Source organism: Pseudomonas sp. HP_01 (assembly GCF_055284355.1).
In genome coordinates, this window is the sequence record NZ_JBTOPV010000078.1 from 129,937 (window position 1) to 151,907 (window position 21,971).

At 60.5% G+C, this 21,971-nt stretch carries 16 protein-coding genes and 1 pseudogene; 9 read left to right on the forward strand and 8 right to left on the reverse strand.

What is annotated here, in order from left to right; genetic code table 11:
* Window positions 1-6 precede the first annotated feature (6 nt).
* The 4 genes from ACYAR8_RS24410 to ACYAR8_RS24425 all read right to left on the reverse strand — a co-directional run bounded on the left by ACYAR8_RS24410 (window position 7) and on the right by ACYAR8_RS24425 (window position 2,878).
* Window positions 7-576, reverse strand: a complete 570-nt coding sequence (locus ACYAR8_RS24410) for a GNAT family N-acetyltransferase (RefSeq protein WP_463581305.1) — start codon at window positions 574-576, stop codon at window positions 7-9.
* A 58-nt stretch (window positions 577-634) separates the two neighbouring features.
* Window positions 635-1,381 (reverse strand): DNA polymerase III subunit epsilon, encoded by a 747-nt coding sequence (dnaQ, locus tag ACYAR8_RS24415; protein WP_463581335.1) that lies wholly within the window; start codon window positions 1,379-1,381, stop codon window positions 635-637.
* 240 nt (window positions 1,382-1,621) lie between these two features.
* Complete coding sequence (rnhA, locus tag ACYAR8_RS24420) at window positions 1,622-2,074, reverse strand: ribonuclease HI (protein ID WP_074891201.1); 453 nt, start codon at window positions 2,072-2,074, stop codon at window positions 1,622-1,624.
* Window positions 2,075-2,119: 45 nt separating this feature from the next.
* On the reverse strand, window positions 2,120-2,878 hold the full coding sequence (locus tag ACYAR8_RS24425; RefSeq protein ID WP_463581306.1) for a class I SAM-dependent methyltransferase: 759 nt from the start codon (window positions 2,876-2,878) through the stop codon (window positions 2,120-2,122).
* A gap of 99 nt (window positions 2,879-2,977) precedes the next feature.
* Between ACYAR8_RS24425 and gloB the strand changes: the two genes are divergently transcribed.
* The 9 genes and pseudogenes from gloB (at window position 2,978) to fabI (ending at window position 13,925) form a co-directional block, all read left to right on the forward strand.
* Window positions 2,978-3,757, forward strand: coding sequence for a hydroxyacylglutathione hydrolase (gloB, locus tag ACYAR8_RS24430; protein ID WP_108121385.1), 780 nt, complete (start codon window positions 2,978-2,980; stop codon window positions 3,755-3,757).
* 99 nt (window positions 3,758-3,856) lie between these two features.
* Window positions 3,857-3,910: pseudogene (locus ACYAR8_RS24435) on the forward strand (lytic transglycosylase domain-containing protein); the annotation flags it as partial.
* 123 nt (window positions 3,911-4,033) lie between these two features.
* Complete coding sequence (locus ACYAR8_RS24440; protein ID WP_463581336.1) at window positions 4,034-5,470, forward strand: lytic transglycosylase; 1,437 nt, start codon at window positions 4,034-4,036, stop codon at window positions 5,468-5,470.
* A 211-nt stretch (window positions 5,471-5,681) separates the two neighbouring features.
* On the forward strand, window positions 5,682-7,511 hold the full coding sequence (locus tag ACYAR8_RS24445) for an extracellular solute-binding protein (protein WP_463581307.1): 1,830 nt from the start codon (window positions 5,682-5,684) through the stop codon (window positions 7,509-7,511).
* Window positions 7,508-9,403, forward strand: a complete 1,896-nt coding sequence (locus ACYAR8_RS24450; RefSeq protein WP_463581308.1) for an extracellular solute-binding protein — start codon at window positions 7,508-7,510, stop codon at window positions 9,401-9,403. The genes ACYAR8_RS24445 and ACYAR8_RS24450 overlap by 4 nt, the downstream gene beginning before the upstream one ends.
* Before the next feature lies 1 nt (window position 9,404).
* Window positions 9,405-10,478, forward strand: coding sequence for a microcin C ABC transporter permease YejB (locus ACYAR8_RS24455; protein WP_074891212.1), 1,074 nt, complete (start codon window positions 9,405-9,407; stop codon window positions 10,476-10,478).
* A gap of 1 nt (window position 10,479) precedes the next feature.
* On the forward strand, window positions 10,480-11,499 hold the full coding sequence (locus tag ACYAR8_RS24460) for an ABC transporter permease (protein WP_074891214.1): 1,020 nt from the start codon (window positions 10,480-10,482) through the stop codon (window positions 11,497-11,499).
* A 1-nt stretch (window position 11,500) separates the two neighbouring features.
* Window positions 11,501-13,111: an ABC transporter ATP-binding protein gene (locus tag ACYAR8_RS24465; protein ID WP_463581309.1), complete on the forward strand. Its 1,611-nt coding sequence runs from the start codon at window positions 11,501-11,503 to the stop codon at window positions 13,109-13,111.
* 19 nt (window positions 13,112-13,130) lie between these two features.
* The gene (gene fabI / locus ACYAR8_RS24470) at window positions 13,131-13,925 is read left to right on the forward strand and encodes an enoyl-ACP reductase FabI (protein ID WP_037013635.1); all 795 of its coding nucleotides are present in this window, start codon (window positions 13,131-13,133) and stop codon (window positions 13,923-13,925) included.
* A 1,553-nt stretch (window positions 13,926-15,478) separates the two neighbouring features.
* Here fabI and ACYAR8_RS24475 read toward each other — a convergent pair.
* The 4 genes from ACYAR8_RS24475 to clpX all read right to left on the reverse strand — a co-directional run bounded on the left by ACYAR8_RS24475 (window position 15,479) and on the right by clpX (window position 21,882).
* Window positions 15,479-17,353 (reverse strand): SurA N-terminal domain-containing protein, encoded by a 1,875-nt coding sequence (locus ACYAR8_RS24475; protein ID WP_463581310.1) that lies wholly within the window; start codon window positions 17,351-17,353, stop codon window positions 15,479-15,481.
* A gap of 239 nt (window positions 17,354-17,592) precedes the next feature.
* Window positions 17,593-17,865, reverse strand: coding sequence for an HU family DNA-binding protein (locus ACYAR8_RS24480; protein ID WP_003183171.1), 273 nt, complete (start codon window positions 17,863-17,865; stop codon window positions 17,593-17,595).
* 135 nt (window positions 17,866-18,000) lie between these two features.
* Window positions 18,001-20,397 (reverse strand): endopeptidase La, encoded by a 2,397-nt coding sequence (gene lon, locus ACYAR8_RS24485; RefSeq protein WP_074892773.1) that lies wholly within the window; start codon window positions 20,395-20,397, stop codon window positions 18,001-18,003.
* Window positions 20,398-20,598: 201 nt separating this feature from the next.
* Complete coding sequence (gene clpX / locus ACYAR8_RS24490; RefSeq protein ID WP_037013640.1) at window positions 20,599-21,882, reverse strand: ATP-dependent Clp protease ATP-binding subunit ClpX; 1,284 nt, start codon at window positions 21,880-21,882, stop codon at window positions 20,599-20,601.
* Window positions 21,883-21,971 lie beyond the last annotated feature (89 nt).

Consider the following 21,971-nt stretch of genomic DNA (forward strand, 5'->3'; position numbering starts at 1 on the left):
GCAGCTTCACTCGATGCCCGGCGCGTCGAACAGCAGATACCAGAAAATCGCCGCCTCTTGCGTCAACGGATCTATCGCGCGATAACGCAGATGATCCACCCCTCCGACCACAAACCCGTAGCGCTCATATAACCGGCACGCCTCCAGATTATTGTTCTGGGTCTCCAGGGTGATGCCCGGCAGACCACGCTTGCGGCTCCAGAACTGCGCCACGTCCAGCAGCTTTTGCGCCACGCCATTGCGCCGCGCCCCGGCGTCGACCGCCAGTTCATCGATGTGAGCGAATCCGTTCCAGTGGTGACTGACCACCACGTGCCCGACCGGCTGCTCATCGAGCCAGGCCACCAGCACGGTGCTGTCGGCGGCGTCCCGATAATTGCAGAACTCTTCGGAATCGATGCCGTAGTTTTTCAGGTAAGGCTCGACCGCATCGACATGCCAGTGCGACACGGGCTCGCCGATCTGCACCCGGGCATAGCCGGTGACCATGAACGTGAATTCGCTATTGAGGATGTAATCTTCGAAGCACTCGTCAGCGACACGAATGCTGAAAGTCGGGCTGGACGTGTTCACCATGGGTCTCCTGCACGATTACCGGGATCGACATCACCTTCTATGAAGGCCGCTGCCGCCTTCAGGCTTCCGCCTGGGCCTGCGCTTCAAGCAACTGGGTCCACAGGGCCGGGGCACCGGCGGATTTGGCGATCACGGCCAGGCGCGCTTCGTGCTCCGCCAGCTCGGACTCGCTGGCGACGATGATGCGGCCTAGTGTTCGGTTGGCGATCCGGCGGATCTCGGAAGGACGGTCGGCACCGCCCTCGCCATCGTTGTTGCCCGCCAGCGACAGAGTCGTCTGGCCACCGGTCATCGCCAGATAGACTTCGGCGAGAATCTCGGAGTCGAGCAAGGCGCCGTGCAATTCGCGGCCGGAGTTGTCGACGTCGTAGCGTTTGCACAGCGCGTCGAGGCTGTTGCGCTGGCCCGGATGACGTTCCCGGGCCATGGCCAGGGTGTCGAGGATCGTGCAGTGATCGCTGATGTTGGCGCGATCGTTCTGGCCGATCAAAGCGAATTCGTTGTTCAGGAAGCCCACGTCGAACGCGGCGTTGTGGATGATCAGTTGAGCACCTTTGACGAACTCGAAGAATTCGTCGGCGACTTCAGCGAAACGCGGTTTGCCGATCAGGAACTGGTCGGTGATGCCGTGAACGCCGATGGCGCCCTCGTCACTCTCCCGGTCCGGTTGCAGGTAAACGTGGAAATGCCGCCCGGTCAGACGCCGGCCGATCAGCTCGACGCAGCCGATTTCGATAACCCGATGGCCGTCGGTGACGGGCATACCGGTGGTCTCGGTATCGAGGACAACCCTTCGTTCAGTGATGATGTTTTGTACAGTCATTGCCTACCGCCTCAGCTTCAGGCGCGGATATTAGCATGGGGATTTTGGGATGTGCGCGCGCGGCTATCGCCTTATGGCGACCCGCGCACGCTGGTGCTGCAGGAGCCGGCTTGCTGGCGAACGCGTTGTGTCAGGGATGAGGATGTCGGCTGAACGCATGCATTCGCCAGCAAGCCGGCTCCTGCAGTGCTCATCATCAGCGTCACCGCGACAGTGCCTTGATCAAGCGTGCTTGATGCCGCGCACTTCATCCACGCCGCGGTTGGCCAACTGATCGGCGCGTTCGTTGCCAGGATGGCCGATGTGCCCGCGCACCCACTTCCAGCTCACGTTGTGCCGGCTGACCTGCTCGTCCAGCTGCCGCCAGAGGTCGGCGTTTTTGACCGGTTCCTTGGCCGCTGTCTTCCAGCCGCGCTTCTTCCAGTTGACCATCCACTCGGTGATGCCTTTCATCACGTACTGTGAGTCGGTCACCAGAACCACTTCACACGGCCGCTTCAGTTCTTCCAGCCCGCGAATGGCGCCGAGCAGTTCCATGCGGTTGTTGGTGGTGTTGGCTTCACCGCCCCAGAGTTCTTTTTCGACGCCTTTGCACACCAGCAATGCACCCCAGCCGCCGGGACCCGGGTTGCCCTTGCAGGCGCCATCGGTGAAGAGTTCTACGGTATCGCTCATTACGATGTTTCCAGAAATTGAGAAAGCGTGGCGTCAGCCGGTGAATCAAGGCTCGGGCGTGCGCCGATTGACCTTGGCCATCGGCAGCGGCAGCAGTTTGCCCATCGGCTCGCGGCGCGGCATGCGCACGGGCCGCAGCCCCACACTCATCTTGCGCGCAATCAATAGATAGAAGCCGCCGCCGGGACTTTGCCAGCCATCGCCGAGACGTTCCATTCCGGCCAGACGAGCCTGCCACTTGGGCGAAGCGAGCGGCGGACGATAGCACCCGAAGCGGCGTTTCTCCAGCGCGAAGCCCAGCAGGTTGAGCCAGTCGCCGACCCGTGAAGGCGAGATGCAGCGGGCTTTGCGCAGGGCGTCGTTGGCGAAAAAATGCCGAATGCCCCAGGTGCTCCAGGGATTGATCCCGACGATCACCAGATGCCCGCCGGGACGCACGCTGCTGGCGGCTTCGCGCAACAGGCCGTGTGGGGACAGACAGAAATCCAGGCCGTGCTGCATGACCACCACGTCGGCGGCGTGCTCGCTCAGGGGCCAGGCCTGCTCTTCGCAGACGATCTCGACACCCGGCAACGGCGCGCCCAGTCGCACGTTGCGCTGCACTTGCTTTGCCGCCGGCGGCGTTTGTGCCGACGGGCCGTAATGCACCAGATACCCGCCGAAAAAACGCTCGAGCTCCTGCTCCAGCACGCGGCTTTCTTCTTCCAGCAACAACTGCCCCAGGGGCCCGGACAGCCAGTCGCGGGCGGCGCTGATCAGCTCAAGCCATTCGGGATCGGCCTGGGCGAACGCTTCATCGGTCATTTCCGGTCTCCATGAGAGGGTCATTGCGATAGAGACTCGCCTCGAGTCTGTTCAGACCCTAAGATGCTTCTCTATGTTTCCAGCCAAGCGAACCGAGCCATGATACAGGTCGATGCCCTGCCCGCTTTCAGCGATAACTACATCTGGTTGTTACAAGACAATGCCGTCAAACGCTGCGCCGTGGTTGACCCGGGTGATGCCGCTCCGGTCATTGCCTGGCTTGAGCGCAACCCTGACTGGCGCCTGACCGACATTCTCATCACCCATCACCACGCCGACCACACCGGCGGCGTCGCGCAACTGAAAACGCTGACAGGTGCCAAGGTCTACGGCCCGGCCAGCGAGAACATTCCGGCGCGGGACGTGGCCCTGTCCGATAACGATGAACTCACCGTACTCGGCCTGACATTTGCCGTCCATGCAGTCCCCGGCCACACCCTGGGCCACATCGCCTTTTACCATGCCGATGCGCAACAGCCACTGCTGTTCTGCGGCGACACGCTGTTCGCCGCCGGTTGCGGGCGGTTGTTCGAAGGCACGCCGCAGCAGATGCATCACTCCCTGAGCCGGCTCGCCGATCTGCCGGACAGCACCCTCGTCTACTGCGCCCACGAATACACACTGAGCAATCTGCGCTTTGCCGTGGCGGTCGAGCCGGAGAATGCCGACGTGCTGCAGCGCTTCGAGCAAGTGACGCAATGGCGCGCGCAAAACCGCATCAGCGTGCCGTCGACGCTGGCACTGGAGCGCAAGACGAATCCGTTTCTGCGAGCCGCTGTCATCTCCGTGAAACAAAAAGCAGACGAACGGAGCGGAACCCACAACGCATCGCCCACAGAGGTCTTTGCCGTGCTGCGGGCATGGAAAGATAAGTTCTAAACAGGCTGCGAATCGGCACGGAAATTCTGAAAGGTTGACCGTTCACCAGCCACTTTCTAGAATCGCCCGACATTTTCGCCTGGAACTATCCCCCAGCCAATGTCGTCATCTATACGCAAAACCTTCAATTCCGACACATTGACTCGGTTGGCCCAGGCAATCGCAGTGGTCGCGAGCGCGACACTGGCAGGCTGCCAGAGCACCGGCAGCCTCGAATCCGGGAACGGTTCCAGTGCCGCCCATCCCGTCGCCAGCACTAAACCAAAACCTGTTTATATCGCGCGCAAACCTGTGCCGCTCGCACCGCCCCATGATGTGTGGGAGCGCATGCGTCAAGGTTTCCAGTTGCAAGACGGCAACGACCAGAACCCGCGCATTGATCAGCAGCGTCTCTGGTACGCGAACAACCCTTCGTTCCTCGAAACCGCCGGTAACCGCGGCAGTCTTTACATGCACTACATCGTCGAGCGTCTGGAAGAACGCAACATGCCCCTTGAGCTGGCGTTGCTGCCGGTGATCGAGAGCGCGTACAACCCGATGGCCTTGTCGCGCAGCGATGCGGCGGGGATCTGGCAGTTCATTCCGTCCACCGGTCGCTACTTCAACTTGCGTCAGACCAATTTCTACGACGGCCGCCGCGACATCACTGCGTCCACCACGGCAGCGCTGGACTATCTGACCAAGCTGCACGACATGTTCAACGGCGACTGGCTGCTGGCACTGGCGGCTTACAACGCTGGCGAAGGCACGGTCAGCCGCGCCATCGAACGCAACGACAAGCTCAACCTGCCCACCGACTACTGGAACCTGCCGCTGCCGCAGGAAACCCGCGACTACGTGCCGAAGCTGCTGGCACTGTCCCAGGTGGTCATGTCGCCAGATGCCTACGGCGTCAACCTCAGCCCGATCGACAACAAGCCGTACTTCCAGGTCGTCGAACTGAATCAGCGCATGGACCTGTCGAAAGTCGCCGCCATGGCGAACATCGACGAAGACGAGCTGGTGCAGCTCAACCCCGCCTTCAAGAAGCGTCTGACCATCGACGGCCCCCAACACCTGCTGGTGCCGACGTCGAAATCCCAGTTGCTGACCACCAACCTGTCCAACATGAAGCCTGAAGAGCTGGTCGACTGGCAGCAATACCGCGTGCGTCCGGGCGACAGCCTGGCCAGCATCGCCAGCCGCTACAAGGTGTCGACCAGCACGCTCAAGGACATCAACAAGCTGTCTGGCAATCAGGTGAAACGCGGCCAGGCGCTGACGATTCCGGTGCAGCCGGGCATGCAGTTTGCGACGCCGGTGTTCGAAGAAGTCGCCGAGGTGGACGACAAGCCGGCGCGCACCCGCAGCTACAGGGTGAAGAAGGGCGACAACCTGGTGCAGATCGCGCGCATCAACAAGGTCGACGTCAAGGATTTGCAGCACTGGAACAAACTGTCCGGCCAGAACCTCAAGGTCGGCCAGACGCTGGTCATGCAGGACACCAGCAAACCGGCGAGAGCCAGTTCACGTGCAGTGGCCAAGGCCGACAACAGCGCCAGGGGCGAGAACGCCGGCAAGAAGTCGATGCAGTACAAGATCCAGAAAGGCGATTCGATGTACCTGGTCGCCAAGCGCTTCAACGTCGAAATGCAGCACCTCAAGCGCTGGAACCCACGCAGCGGCCAGGCACTCAAGCCAGGGCAGACATTGACGGTGTACCTGCCGCACTGATGAGTCGCAGGCAACGCCGATGCTCTTTGTAGGAGCGCGCTTGCCCGCGAACGCGGTGTTTCAGACACTGCTGTGCTGGCTGACACACTTTTATCGCGGGCAAGCGCGCTCCTACAGGTCGTGCAACGTTCAAGATGCCCCCCCGCCCCGCCTTTTTCCAGCCGATACAAGCTGTTACTGTGACCGACCGCTGCCTGGATCGACCGCCGACTTGATACGTCACCTGCTGCTGACTTTCAGCCTGGTCTTGAGCACGACAGCCGCCGCGACCATCAGCGAAAGCCATGGTTACGCACAATTCGGCGTCCTCAAGTACCCTGCCAGCTTTACGCATTTCGACTGGGTCAATCCTGAGGCGCCGAAGGCTGGCACCCTGCGAATCATGGCCAACGGCACGTTCGACACCCTCAACCCCTACACCTTCAAGGGCAGCAGCCCGATTTCGACCCCCAACTTCGGCCAGTACGGCGTCAGCGAGCTGAACGAACCGCTGATGGTCGGCACCGGCCAGTACGATCCCTCTGGCGATGAACCCACCTCCAGTTATGGCCTGATCGCCAAAACCGTCGAGTACAGCGAAGACCGCAGCTGGGTGGTGTTCAACCTGCGCCCCGAAGCGCGCTTTCACGATGGCAAGCCGATTACGGCGTACGACGTGGCGTTTTCCTACAGAACGTTGCTGAAGGACGGTCACCCGCAGTACCGCACCGCGTTGCAGGAAGTGCAGCGCGTGGACATCCTCAACCGCCACCGCATTCGTTTCGTGTTCAAGCGATCCGGCAACCCATTATTGATTCTGCGGCTCGGCGAGCTGCCGGTCCTGCCGCAGCATTACTGGAAGAACCGCGACTTCAAGGCCACGTCCTTCGAGGCCCCGTTGGGCAGCGGCCCCTACCGCATCACCCAGGTGCGGCCGGGCCGCAGTCTGGTATTCGAGCGGGTGAAGGACTATTGGGGCAAGGACCTGCCGGTCAACCGCGGCAAGTACAACTTCAACCGCGTCGAGGTGGAGTTCTACCGCGACGCCGACGTGGCGTTCGAAGCGTTCAAGGCGGGCGAGTTCGACATCTACATCGAGCATCAGGCGAAGAACTGGCTCACCGGTTATGACTTTCCGGCGGTGACCGAGGGCAAGGTGATCAAGGCGCAGATCCCGCACCAGATCCCCACGCAGACCCAAGGGCTGTTCATGAACACCCGTCGCGGCACGTTCGCCGATATCCGCGTGCGCGAGGCACTGGGGCTGATGTTCAACTTCGAGTGGACCAACCGCACGCTGTTCAACGACGCCTATATGCGCTCGACCAGCTACTACCCGAACAGCGAATTCACCTCCAGCGGCCTGCCCGCCGGCCGCGAATTCCTGATGCTCGCGCCATACCGCGAGCAATTGCCGGCCAAGCTGTTCACCCAGCCCTTCGCCGTGTCAAAAACCGACGGCGGTGGCGTGCCCCGCGACTCCATCCGCAAAGCGCTGAAACTGCTGGCCGACGCGGGCTGGACATTCACCGAGCGCGGCTTGACCAACAGCGCAGGGCAGCCGTTGCGTTTCGAAATACTTCTGGTCAATCCCAACCTGGAGCGAATCCTGCAGCCCTACATCGAAGACCTCACGCGGATCGGCATCGACGCGCACCTGCGCACCGTTGACCGCGCCCAGTACAAACAGCGGCTGGACCAGTTCGATTTCGACATGATTCTGATGACCCTCAACCAGACCCTCAGTCCGGGGCTGGAGCAATGGCAGTATTTCCATTCCAGCCAGGCCAGCATCAAAGGCAGCAAAAACTACGCCGGCGTTGCCAACCCGGTGGTCGACAACCTGCTCAACCAGTTGCTGGCGGCCAAAACCCGGGACGACCAGGTGGCAGCGACCCGCGCTCTGGATCGGGTGTTGCTGTGGCAGCACTACATGATCCCCAACTGGTACCTCAATAATCATCGTCTGGCGTACCGCAACCGGTTCGCCATGGTCACCACCCCGCCCTACACCCTGGGCCTGCGTGCGTGGTGGCTCAAGCCTTCGGAGAAAACCCAATGACTGCCCTGCGCTCCCTGACCCGCGCCGGCGGCCTGTTTCTGAGTCCGTTCGTGCTGGCCCCGCTGCTGCTCGGCGTGACTTGCGCAGCCCAGGCGGCTCCGCAACACGCCATCACCCTGTACAACGAAGCGCCGAAATACCCCGCCGACTTCAAGCATTTCGATTACGTGAACCCTGACGCCCCAAAAGGCGGAATTCTGCGCAGTGCCGGTTTTGGTGGCTTCGACAGCCTCAATCCATTCATCAGCAAAGGCGTGCCTGCCGACGACATCGGACTGATCTACGACACCCTCGCCCGCCAGGGCCTGGACGAGCCGTTCACCGAATACGGGCTGATCGCCGGCAAGATCGAAAAAGCGCCGGATAACAGCTGGGTGCGTTTTTATCTGCGCCCCGAAGCGAAATTCAACGACGGTCATCCGGTCCGCGCCGAAGACGTTGTGTTCAGCTTCGAAACGCTGATCAAGGACGGCTCGCCGCTGTACCGCAGTTACTACGCCGACGTGGATCAGGCCGTCGCCGAAAACCCGACCACGGTGCTGTTCAAGTTCAAGCACAACAACAACCGCGAACTGCCGCTGATCCTCGGCCAGTTGCCAGTGCTGCCCAAGCACTGGTGGGCCAGCCGCGACTTCAGCAAGGGCAACCTGGAAATTCCCCTGGGCAGCGGGCCGTACAAGGTGGTCGAGGTCAAGGCCGGGCGCTCGGTGCGCTACGAGCGGGTCAAGGACTACTGGGGCAAGGACCTGCCGATCAACAAGGGCTTCTACAACTTCGACCGGCTGTCCACCGACTACTACCGCGATAACACGGTCGCCCTCGAAGCATTGAAAGCGGGTGCTTTCGACTTCTGGCAGGAAATGGCGGCGAAGAACTGGGCGACGGCCTATGACGTTCCGGCGGTCAGAGAAGGCCGCCTGATCAAGGAAGAAATCCCCAACGGCAATCCCCAGGGCATGCAGGGCTTTATCTTCAACCTGCGCAAGCCAATGTTCCAGGACGTGCGTGTGCGCCAGGCCCTCAGCCTGTTGCTCGATTTCGAGTGGACCAACAAGCAGCTGTTCTTCGGCACCTACACCCGCACCAAAAGCTACTTCGACAATTCCGACATGGGCGCCAAAGGCCTGCCGACGCCTGCCGAACTGAAGATTCTCGAACCCCTGCGCGGCAAGCTGCCGGAATCGGTGTTCTCAGAAGAGTTCAAGCTGCCAGTCACCGATGGCAGCGGCATCATCCGCGAGCAACAGCGCAAGGCGTTTCAATTGATCAAGGAGGCCGGCTGGAAAATCGTCGGCGACAAGATGGTCGACACCGACGGCAAGCCCGTCACCATCGAGTTTCTGCTCGCCCAGACCGAATTCGAGCGCGTGCTCCTGCCGTACAAGCGCAACCTGGCCGACATCGGCATCGATCTGGAAATCCGCCGGGTCGACGTCTCCCAGTACATCACCCGCCGACGCTCACGGGACTACGACATGATCGTCGGCAGTTTCCCGCAATCGAGCTCGCCGGGTAACGAGCAGCGCGAATACTGGGATTCCTCGGCCGCCGACAAGCCGGGCAGCTACAACGTCATCGGCCTCAAGGACCCGGCCGTCGACACACTGGTCAACGGCTTGATCAACGCCGACTCGCGCCAGAGCCTGATCGACCACACCCGCGCCCTCGACCGCGCGCTGCTGTGGGGCTACTACGTGATCCCGAACTGGCACATCAAGACCTGGCGCGTGGCGTACTGGGATCACTTGGGCCACCCGGGCAAAACCCCGCTCTATGACATCGGCACCGTGACCTGGTGGGTCAAACCCGACGCGACGCCGGCCATTCCCGTGCAGGTCGCGCCAGATCAGATGCCGGCCGACGCCGAGTCAGCCAAAGGCACGGAGCAATAACATGCTGGCCTACATTCTGCGGCGCTTGCTGCTGATCATCCCGACCCTGTTCGGCATTCTGCTGATCAACTTCGTCATCATCCAGGCCGCGCCGGGCGGTCCGGTGGAGCAGATGATCGCCAAGCTCGAAGGCTTCGAAGGCGCCACCAGCCGCATCGCCGGCGGTGGTGCCGAGGTCTCGGTGGCCGGCTCGACCTATCGCGGCGCACAGGGCCTGGACCCCGGTCTGATCAAAGAAATCGAGCACATGTACGGGTTCGACAAATCGGCGCCGGAACGTTTGTGGATCATGGTCAAGAACTACGCCCATCTGGATTTCGGCGACAGCTTCTTTCGCGACGCCAAGGTCATCGACCTGATCGTCGAGAAGATGCCGGTGTCGATCTCCCTCGGGCTGTGGAGCACGCTGATCATGTACCTGGTGTCGATCCCCCTGGGGATCGCCAAAGCCACGCGCCACGGCAGCCATTTCGACGTGTGGACCAGCTCGGCGATCATCGTCGGCTACGCCATTCCGGCGTTCCTGTTCGCCATCCTGCTGATCGTGGTGTTCGCCGGCGGCAGTTATTTCGACTGGTTCCCGTTGCGCGGGCTGACATCAAGCAACTTCGACGAAATGAGCTGGCTGGGCAAAGTGGGGGACTACTTCTGGCACCTGGTATTGCCGATTACCGCGCTGGTCATCGGCAACTTCGCCACCATGACCCTGCTGACGAAAAACAGCTTTCTCGACGAGATCGGCAAGCAGTACGTGATTACGGCCAAAGCCAAAGGTCTGACCCAGCGTCGAGTCCTTTACGGCCATGTGTTCCGTAACGCCATGCTGCTGGTGATCGCGGGTTTCCCATCGGCGTTCATTGGCATCTTCTTCACCGGCTCCCTGCTGGTGGAAGTGATCTTTTCCCTCGACGGCCTTGGCCTGATGAGCTTCGAAGCCGCGATCAACCGTGATTACCCGGTGGTGTTCGGCACGCTGTTCATCTTCACCCTGCTGGGGCTGGTGGTGAAACTGATCGGCGACCTGACCTACACGCTGGTTGACCCACGCATCGACTTCGACCGCAGGGATCATTGATATGACGTTGTCCCCTCTCAATCGACGCCGTTTCGAACGCTTCAAAGCCAACAAGCGTGGCTGGTGGTCGCTGTGGCTGTTTCTGATCCTGTTCGGCGCCAGCCTGGGTGCCGAACTCATCGCCAATGACAAACCGCTGGCGGTGCGCTACGACGGCGAGTGGTACTTCCCGGTGTTCAAGCGCTACCCGGAAACTACCTTCGGCGGCGAATTCCCGCTGGAAGCCAACTACAAGAGCCCGTACATCAAGGAGCTGCTGGCGGCCAAAGACGGCTGGACGCTGTGGGCGCCGATTCCGTTCAGCTACCAGAGCATCAACTACGACCTGAAAGTCCCGGCCCCTGCCCCGCCTTCGCGGGAGAACCTGCTGGGCACTGACGATCAGGGCCGTGACGTGCTGGCGCGGGTGATCTACGGCTTCCGCGTGTCGGTGCTGTTCGCCCTGACGCTGACGATCCTCAGCTCGATCATCGGCGTCATCGCCGGGGCCCTACAGGGTTTCTACGGCGGCTGGGTGGACCTGATCGGCCAGCGCTTTCTGGAAATCTGGTCCGGGCTGCCGGTGCTGTACCTGTTGATCATCCTCGCCAGCTTCGTGCAGCCCAACTTCTGGTGGCTGCTGGGTATCATGCTGCTGTTCTCGTGGATGAGCCTGGTGGACGTGGTGCGCGCCGAGTTCCTGCGTGGCCGCAACCTCGAATACGTGCGCGCCGCTCGGGCGCTGGGCATGGAAAACGGCGCGATCATGTTCCGCCACATCCTGCCCAACGCGATGGTGTCGACCATGACCTTCATGCCGTTCATTCTCACCGGCGCGATCGGCACGCTGACCGCGCTGGACTTCCTCGGCTTCGGCCTGCCCGCCGGCTCGCCTTCGCTGGGCGAACTGGTGGCCCAGGGCAAATCCAACCTGCAGGCGCCGTGGCTGGGCATCAGCGCCTTCGCCGTGCTGGCGATCATGTTGAGCCTGCTGGTGTTCATCGGCGAATCCGCCCGCGACGCATTCGACCCGAGGAAATGAGATGAATCAGGACAATCTGATCGAGATTCGCGACCTCTCCGTCGAATTCGTGAACGGCACCAACGTGCAGCGGGTGGTCGAAGGCATCAGCTTCGACATCCGCAAGGGCGAAACCCTGGCACTGGTCGGCGAAAGCGGATCGGGCAAGTCAGTCACCGCCCATTCGATCCTGCGATTGCTACCCTACCCGCTTGCGCGCCACCCGACCGGAACGATTCGCTACGCCGGTGACGACCTGCTGAAGGTCAGCGAGAAGCGCCTGCGCGGCATCCGCGGCAACCGCATCGCGATGATCTTCCAGGAGCCGATGACCTCGCTGAACCCGCTGCAGTCCATCGAAAAGCAGGTCAATGAAGTCCTCGGGTTGCACAAGGGTTTGACCGGCAAAGCCGCGACGAGGCGCACGCTGGAGCTGCTGGAGCTGGTGGGCATTCCGGAGCCGGCAAAGCGCTTGAAGGCCCTGCCCCATGAACTGTCCGGCGGCCAGCGCCAGCGGGTGATGATTGCCATGGCCCTGGCCAACGAACCCGAATTGTTGATCGCCGATGAGCCGACCACCGCGCTGGACGTCACGGTGCAGCTGAAAATCCTTGAGCTCCTTAAGGAATTGCAGGCCCGCTTGGGCATGGCCTTGCTGCTGATCAGCCACGATTTGAACGTCGTCAGGCAAATTGCCAACCGAGTATGTGTCATGCAGCGCGGTTGCATCGTCGAACAGGCATCGTGCGAAGAGCTGTTCCGCGCGCCGCAGCATCCGTACACCCGTGAACTGCTCAGCGCCGAGCCCAAAGGCGGGCCGGCGAACAATCCGCCGGGCGCGCCAATGCTGGAAGTCGAAGACCTGCGAGTATGGTTTCCGATCAAGAAAGGCGTGTTCAAGCGCACGGTCGATCACGTCAAGGCGGTCGACGGCATCCACTTCAGTCTGCCCAAGGGCCAGACGCTGGGGATTGTCGGCGAGAGCGGCTCCGGCAAATCAACGCTGGGCCTGGCGATCCTGCGGTTGATTCGCAGCGAAGGCGAGATACGCTTTCACGGGCAATCGCTGGCGGAGATGAATCAGCATCAGGTCAGGCCGCTGCGGCGGCAGATGCAGGTGGTGTTTCAGGACCCGTTCGGCAGCCTCAGCCCGCGCATGTCGGTGTGTGACATCGTTGGCGAAGGCCTGCGGATCCACAAGATGGGCACGCCGGTGGAGCAGGAGGCGGCGGTGATCGAAGCGCTCAAGGAAGTGGGTCTGGACCCGGCGACCCGGCACCGCTACCCCCACGAGTTTTCAGGGGGACAGCGGCAAAGAATCGCCATTGCCCGGGCATTAGTGTTAAAACCGGCGCTGATTTTGCTGGACGAGCCGACTTCGGCCCTCGACCGCACCGTTCAGCGTCAAGTGGTGGAGCTGTTACGCTCCCTGCAAACCAAGTACAACCTGACGTATTTGTTCATCAGCCATGATCTGGCGGTGGTCAAGGCGTTAAGCCACCAACTGATGGTGGTCAAGCAAGGCCAAGTGGTCGAACAAGGTGTGGCAGAAGACATCTTCGCCGCACCGCAACATCCTTATACACAGCAGCTGCTGGAGGCCGCCTTCTTGGCGCCGGCAGCTGTCGATTAACCTGAAGAGGAACAAAACAATGGGTTTTCTCGCCGGTAAGCGCGTCCTGATCGTCGGTGTCGCCAGCAAATTGTCCATCGCATCCGGTATCGCTGCCGCCATGCACCGTGAAGGCGCTGAGCTTGCCTTCACGTATCAGAACGAAAAACTCAAGAAGCGCGTCGAGGAATTCGCCGAGAGCTGGGGTTCGAACGCTGATCTGTGCTTCCCTTGCGACGTCGCCAGCGACGAAGAAATCGCCAAGGTTTTCGAAGAGCTGAGCAAGAAGTGGGACGGTCTGGATTGCATCGTGCACTCCGTTGGCTTCGCACCGGGCGACCAGCTGGACGGTGACTTCACCCAAGCCACCACCCGTGAAGGTTTCCGTATCGCTCACGACATCAGCGCCTACAGCTTCGTGGCCCTGGCCAAGGCCGGCCGCGACCTGATGAAGGGCCGCAATGGCAGCCTGCTGACGCTGTCGTACCTGGGCGCCGAGCGCACCATGCCGAACTACAACGTGATGGGCATGGCCAAGGCCAGCCTTGAAGCCGGTGTTCGTTACCTGGCCCGCAGCCTCGGCCCTGAAGGTACACGCGTCAACGCGGTATCGGCTGGCCCGATCCGTACCCTCGCGGCTTCGGGTATTTCGAACTTCCGCAAGATGCTGGCGGCAAACGAGGCGCAGACTCCATTGCGTCGCAACGTGACCATTGAAGAAGTGGGCAACGCAGGCGCTTTCTTGTGCTCTGACCTGGCGTCCGGTGTCAGTGGCGAGATCATGTACGTCGACGGTGGTTTCAACACCACGGCGATGGGTGATCTGGAAGGTTGATGGTTGCTTGGCCGTCTTCAGAGTGATTACGCTCTGGAGACGGGTGCAGGACTTGTAAACGCCGGCTAGCTGGCAAAAGCGGTGGATCAGACGGCCATGGGGCTAGATGATCTGCCGCTTTTTTTCGCCTTGGGTTTCTTTGGTGAGATCGGCCCTGGAGTAGCGTGATAATTCCAGGCCGCGGGTGGCGCTGACAGGGTTCTGCCAGAGGCAGAACTGTTTCGCCTCCGGCGAGTTACTTGGAAAAGCACCCCAAGTAACCAAGGGTGCTTGCTCCTGGCTAGGCCCCTCGTTCCTCGGGGTTCCCTCACTCCGACGACGCTCCGTGGGCCCGCGCCGAACGGACATCCATGTCCTGGCGGCGCTCTCGCGGCATCCATGCCGCTCGGCCCACTCCGCGTCGTCTGCGTTCGGCCTGCACCCAAGTCGCGATAGGCGTCGTCTGGGCTTTATGTGCTTGAAGATCAAGATCAAAAGCAAAGCAGGCAGATCAGAGGCTTCCCGGCTAAAGCCGGTCCCACGAAAAGCACCGCGTTCACCTCTTGGGACCGGCTTCAGCCGGGAAGCTGTTGATCTTGATTGCTTTGATCGTTCCCTCGCTCTGCGTGGGAATGCATCCCGTGACGCTCCGCGTCACCTCCCCGGCCTGAATATGCGTCGTCCGAGGGACGCAGAGCGTCGGGGGCGGCGTTACCACGCGGAGCGTGGGAACAATCAAAGCCGGCCCCACGGAAGCACCGCGGGCACCTAGTGGGACCGGCTTTAGCCGGGAAGCTTTTGACTTTTGATCGTTCCCTCGCTCTGCGTGGGAATGCATACCGTGACGCTCCGCGTCACCTCCCCGGCCTGAATATGCGTCGTCCGAGGGACGCAGAGCGTCGGGGGCGGCGTTACCACGCGGAGCGTGGGAACGATCAAAGCCGGCCCCACGGAAGCACCGCGGACACCTAGTGGGACCGGCTTCAGCCGGGAAGCTTTTGACTTTTGATCGTTCCCTCGCTCTGCGTGGGAATGCATACCGTGACGCTCCGCGTCACCTCCCCGGCCTGAATATGCGTCGTCCGAGGGGCACGGAGCGTCTGGGGCGGCGTTACCACGTGGAGCGTGGGAACGATCAAAGCCGGTCCCACGGAAGCACCGCGGACACCTAGTGGGACCGCCTTCAGCCGGGAAGCTGTTGATCTGCTCTAGATGTGCTTTTGATCTTCCTACGCAAAAAGTCCAGTCACCGCCAATCGCGACTTGGGTGCAGGCTGAACGCAGGTGTCGTGGAGTGGGCCGAGCCGCATGGATGCGGCGAGAGCGCCGTCAGGACATGGATGTCCGTTCGGCGCGGGCCCACGGAGCGAGACCGGAGTGAAGGAACCCTGACGAAGGAAGGGCCCAACCAGGAGCACAAGCCCTTGGTTACTTGGGGCTTTTTCAAGTAACTCGCCGAAGGCGAAACAGTCTGCCCTTAGGCAGACGCTCTTGATCTTGCCCCACCCCAGCGAATACAAAAAAGCCCCGACTCTCGCGAGTCGGGGCTTTCTGTTAACAGCGTTCTGCGTCGATCAATACTTCTCGATCTTCGCCGCCGCTTCCAACTGCTTACGGTAGGCCGCGAAATCCTGCTGCCCCTCACGGGAGGACAGGAAACGACGGTACTGACTCTTCTCCTCATCCGACGCTGGCGCCGCCTGATTCACGCCATTCAGACGCACAATCACAAAGCTGCCATCCGCCGCCGTCAGGCTGCCATAAACCGGCTTGTCCTTGCCTTCCGGCTTAGGCATACGGAACACAGCCTGCAGCACCTGAGGATCGACACCCTCCTGGCTGCGTGACGCCGCTTCCACGACCTTCCAGCTCTGACCTTCCTGCTTGGTCGCCGCATACGGCACCTTACCGTCACGCAGGCCTCCCAACAGCGCCTCACCTTTCGCATTCACCGCATCGCTGGCATGTTCTTTCGCCAGCTGCGAACGAATCGGCGACGACACCGCTTCCAACGGCAGCTGCTCAGGCTGACGGTGCTCTTTGACATGCACCACCACCACGGTTTCAGGATCCAGCTCCAGCGCAGAACTGTTGGAACCCTCTTCCATCACTTCCGGGCTGAAAGCCGCCTGAATCACCGCACGGTTGGCTGCAACGCCTTCGCCACCCTCGCGACCGAACGGCGCAGTCGTCTGCACTTTCAGACCCAGGTCCTGAGCCGGCTGGGACAGATCCGACGCTTCAAACGCCGCGTCTTCCAGCTTCTTGCTCGCATCGACGAACTTCTGCTCGACCTGCTGAGATTTCAGCTCGTGGGTCAGCTTCTCCTTCAAGCTGGCGAACGTCGGCACCGATGGCGCTTCAACGCCCAGCAGCTTGATCAAGTGCCAGCCGAACTGACTGCGAACAGGCGCGGAGACCTGATCCTTGTTCAACGCGTACAGCGCGTCTTCAAAGGCCGGGTCATAGACACCCTTGCCGGCGTAGCCCAGGTCACCGCCCTTGGTCGACGAGCCCGGATCCTGAGAGAACTCCTTCGCCAGCGCAGCGAAATCTTCGCCTTTGGCCACACGCTGCTGGATTTCTTCAATCTTGGCTTTCGCCTGCGCGTCCGTGGTCTTGTCGTTGACTTCGATCAGGATGTGCGCCGCGCGGCGCTGCTCGGCCAGGTTGGCAATCTCTTTCTGATAAGCCGCCTGCAGGTCTTCATCCTTCACAGACACCTTGTCGAAGAAGGAAGACTTCTTCAGCTCGATGTAGTTGAGTACCACTTGCTCAGGACTCAGAAACTCTTTCGCGTGCTGATCGTAGTGCGCCTTGATTTCGTCGTCGGTGACTTTCACGCTCGACGGATCGGCCGGCAGGGTCAGCGTAGCGAAATCGCGGGTCTGTTTTTCCAGGCGGGCAAACGCGTCGACCTGCGCGTCAGTGACGAACGCACTGCCGCCGATGCCGGCACGAATCTGACCGATCAGCATTTCCTGGCCCAGGATCTGGCGGAATTGCAGACGGGAGTAACCGAGCTGGCGAATGACCTGATCGAAGCGATCAGCACTGAATTTACCGTCGACCTGAAATTCAGGGGTCAACAGCATTTGCTGATCCAGCGCGGCTTCGGAGAAACCGAACTTCGAATCGGCGGCGCCCTGCAACAGCAGCTTGCGGTCGATCAAGCCTTTGAGGGCCGAGTCACGCAGCATCTTTTCGTTGAGCATCGCAGGATCGAAATCCTTGCCCAACTGTTGCATCAGCTGGCGGCGTTGCATTTCAACCGCTTGACCCAGTTCAGCCTGGGTGACTTCCTCGCCATTGACCTTCGCAGCATCCTGCGAGTGGCTGGTAGCCCGGAAAATGGCATCGAACCCGGTCAGGGCCATCAGAGCGATGATGACCCCGATGATGGTTTTGGCAATCCAGCCCTGTGAATTGTCCCTGATATTCTGCAGCATGTATCCCCCAGAGGGTTGTACTCGACTCACCAGGCTGCTGCACACGGTAACGCGGAGCGTGGGTTGAATCCGGATAGAAGAAAGGCGCATCCGAGGATGCGCCTTCTCGTAACTTGCAAAGCGGACGGGGTTCGATGTGCGTTCCCCGAGTGACAGTCCAGCGCTTGACCAACCGCACGTGCCGCTTCACGCCCCGAACAGAGATAACGCTGTTCCGGGCGGGCAAAGTAAAAAGAAACTTAGTTGACGGCTTCTTTCAGAGCTTTACCGGCTTTGAAGCCTGGTTTCTTGGCCGCTGGAATTTCCAGGGTTTTACCGGTCTGAGGGTTACGGCCGGTACGGGCAGGACGATCAGTGACGGAGAAAGTGCCGAAGCCTACCAGTACAACAGAGTCGCCAGCCTTGAGAGCGCCAGTGACGGATTCGATTACAGCATCCAGCGCACGGCCGGCAGCAGCTTTCGGGATGTCAGCGGATGCGGCGATGGCATCAATCAGTTCCGACTTGTTCACTCTAAGTCCCCTTATATATTTGAGTATTTCTAAGTTTTTTTTGGTGAAACCAAACGAACACGAGCGGCCTGAACAGGCTTGAAGAGCCGCTTTATAGCAAGGGCTCCAAAAACCTGTCAAGGAAGGCCTCCCAGCCTAATGCGTGCTGATCCTCTCCTTGGCGTCAGACTCGCGCTTTTCATCCTTGGCAACCATCTCGGGAGCCACATCCGGCAAGGGCTCCGGCGCGTATTGCAGCGCAATTTGGAGGACCTCGTCAATCCATTTAACCGGTTTGATCTGCAGGTCTGCCTTGATGTTGTCCGGGATCTCCTTCAAATCACGAACGTTCTCTTCGGGGATGATCACTGTCTTGATGCCACCACGGTGAGCGGCCAGCAATTTCTCCTTGAGACCACCGATTGCCAGCACCTGTCCACGGAGGGTGATTTCACCTGTCATGGCCACGTCGGCGCGGACCGGAATCCCCGTCAGTGCGGACACCAGCGCCGTGCACATGCCTACGCCTGCGCTTGGGCCGTCTTTCGGCGTCGCGCCTTCCGGCATATGGATGTGCGTGTCGCGCTTCTCGTGGAAGTCCAGAGGGATGCCCAGGCTCTTCGCACGGCTGCGCACCACCGTCAGCGCGGCAGTGATCGACTCGACCATCACATCGCCCAGCGAACCGGTCTTGATCAATTGACCCTTGCCCGGAACAACCGCCGCCTCGATGGTCAGCAGCTCGCCGCCTACCTGAGTCCAGGCCAGACCGGTCACCTGACCGACCTGATCCTGCTGCTCGGCCAAGCCATAACGGAATTTGCGCACGCCCAGGAAGTTCTCGAGCATGTCCGCCGTAACGGTCACGGAAAAACGCTTCTCGTGGGCGTGTTCCTTGACCGCCTTGCGGCAGACCTTGGCGATCTGACGCTCAAGGCTACGCACGCCCGCTTCACGGGTGTAGTAACGGATGATGTCGCGAATGGCCTCGACTTCGAACTCGATCTCGCCTTTCTTCAAGCCGTTGGCAGCGATCTGCTTGGGCGAGAGGTACTTGGTCGCGATGTTGATCTTCTCGTCTTCGGTGTAGCCAGGCAGACGGATGACTTCCATACGGTCGAGCAGCGCCGGCGGAATGTTCATCGAGTTGGCGGTACACAGGAACATCACATCGGACAGGTCGTAATCGACTTCCAGGTAATGGTCGTTGAAGTTGTGGTTCTGCTCGGGGTCGAGCACTTCCAGCAACGCCGACGCCGGGTCACCGCGCATGTCGCTGCCCATCTTGTCAATTTCATCGAGCAAGAACAGCGGGTTGCGCACGCCGACCTTGGTCATCTTCTGGATCAGGCGACCTGGCATCGAACCGATGTAGGTACGACGGTGGCCGCGAATTTCAGCTTCATCACGCACGCCGCCCAGGGCCATACGGACGAACTTGCGGTTGGTGGCGTGGGCGATCGACTCCGCCAGCGAGGTTTTACCCACACCAGGAGGACCGACCAGGCACAGCACCGGGCCGCGAATCTTCTTCACGCGCTTTTGCACGGCGAGGTATTCGAGGATGCGCTCTTTGACTTCGTCCAGACCGTAGTGGTCTGCATCAAGGATGTCCTCGGCGCGGGCGAGGTCCAGACGGACCTTGCTCTGTGCCTTCCACGGCACCTGGACCAGCCAGTCGATGTAAGAGCGAACAACGGTGGCCTCGGCAGACATCGGCGACATCTGCTTGAGCTTGTTCAGCTCGGCGGTGGCTTTGGTCATCGCGTCTTTGGGCAGGCCGGCAGCATCGATGCGCTTTTTCAGCTCTTCGATTTCGTTGTGGCCTTCTTCGCTGTCGCCGAGCTCCTTCTGAATGGCCTTCATCTGCTCATTCAGGTAGTACTCGCGCTGACTGCGCTCCATCTGCTTTTTCACGCGACCGCGGATGCGCTTCTCGACCTGCAGCAAGTCAATTTCGGCATCCAGCAACGCCAGCACGTGTTCGACACGGGCAGACAGGTCAATGATCTCGAGGATTTCCTGCTTCTGCTCGATCTTCAGCGCCATGTGGGCGGCCATGGTGTCAACCAGACGACCCGGCTCATCGATGCTGTTAAGCGAGGACAGCACTTCCGCCGGGACTTTTTTCCCCAGCTGTACGTACTGCTCGAACTGCGCCAGCAGGCTACGGACGAAGACTTCCGATTCACGATCCGGGGCATCGACTTCATCGATCAGCGCCACTTCGGCGCGGCAATGGCCGTCGACCTCGATGAAACGCTCGACAGAGCCGCGCTGCTCGCCTTCGACCAGAACCTTCACGGTGCCGTCAGGCAGCTTCAGCAGCTGCAGCACGGTGGCGACGGTACCCACGTTGTACAAGGCGTCTTCACCGGGATCGTCGTCGGCCGGATTTCGTTGCGCCAGCAGCAAGATCTGCTTGTCGCCGGTCATCGCCGCTTCAAGGGCCTCGATCGACTTCTCGCGCCCCACGAACAGCGGGATAACCATATGCGGATAAACCACAACATCGCGCAGTGGCAAGAGAGGCAGTTCAATAGTCGTCTTCATGATTTCGCCTCTACGGCGGCCTTCAGGCCAAGGACAGATATAAATAAGCTGAAAATCAAGATGGGGGTTGAACCTTAAAAAAACAAGCGTCGCTTTGAGTTAAACCGAAAGCACGCTGAAACGCAGACCGGCTTTGAAAGAAACGCGAAAAGGGCCCGAGGGCCCTTTTCGTTTCCAGTCGCCCGGTGCGTTGCCAGCAGGCTACGCGTCGGGTGCCGCCTTGGCAGGTGGCTCGCTGTTTTCGTAAATCAACAGCGGCTTGGAGGTGCCCTCGATGACGCTCTCGTCGATCACCACCTTGCTCACGTCGGATTGCGACGGGATCTCGTACATGGTGTCGAGCAGAACGCCCTCGAGGATGGAGCGCAGACCGCGAGCACCGGTCTTGCGCTCGAGCGCACGACGGGCAACCGATTTCAACGCATCCGGGCGGAACTCGAGGTCCACGCCTTCCATCTCGAACAGCTTGCCGTATTGCTTGGTCAGCGCGTTCTTCGGCTCGGTCAGAATCTGCATCAGCGCAGCTTCATCCAGCTCGTCCAGCGTCGCCAGTACAGGCAGACGGCCCACGAACTCCGGGATGAGACCGAACTTGACCAGATCGTCAGGCTCGACTTCACGCAGGGACTCGCCGACCTTCTTGCCCTCTTCCTTGCTGCGTACTTCGGCGTTGAAGCCGATGCCGCCTTTGGTGGAGCGATTCTGGATGACCTTTTCAAGGCCAGAGAACGCACCGCCACAGATGAAGAGGATATTGCGCGTGTCCACTTGCAGGAATTCCTGCTGCGGGTGCTTGCGACCACCTTGAGGCGGGACGGAAGCCACGGTGCCTTCAATCAGCTTCAGCAACGCTTGCTGCACGCCTTCGCCCGACACATCACGGGTGATGGAAGGGTTGTCGGACTTGCGCGAAATCTTGTCGATTTCGTCGATGTAGACAATGCCCATCTGGGCCTTCTCGACATCGTAATCGCACTTCTGCAACAGCTTCTGAATGATGTTCTCGACGTCCTCACCCACGTAACCGGCTTCGGTCAGGGTGGTGGCATCGGCGATGGTGAACGGAACGTTGAGCAACCGAGCCAGCGTTTCCGCCAGCAGCGTCTTGCCGGAGCCCGTTGGGCCGATCAGCAGGATGTTGCTTTTGCCCAGTTCAACGTCGTCGTTTTTCTTGTCACGCTGGTTCAGTCGCTTGTAGTGGTTGTACACCGCTACTGCGAGAACCTTTTTGGCACGTTCCTGACCAATGACGTACTGGTCAAGGATGCCGCTGATTTCTTTAGGCGATGGCAGTTTATGCGCGCTGCTCTCGGCCTGTGCTTCCTGCACCTCCTCGCGGATGATGTCGTTGCACAGGTCGACGCACTCGTCACAAACAAATACCGAGGGGCCGGCAATCAACTTGCGCACTTCATGCTGGCTTTTGCCACAGAAGGAGCAATAAAGCAGTTTGCCGTTGTCCTCGCCGTTGCGGGTGTCAGTCATTCGATCGATCCAATCCGGTAGGCTTGCAACACAAGATGAGGGCAATTGCTCGATTTTTCAAGTCCGCAGGCGGCACGGAAGTAGCAACC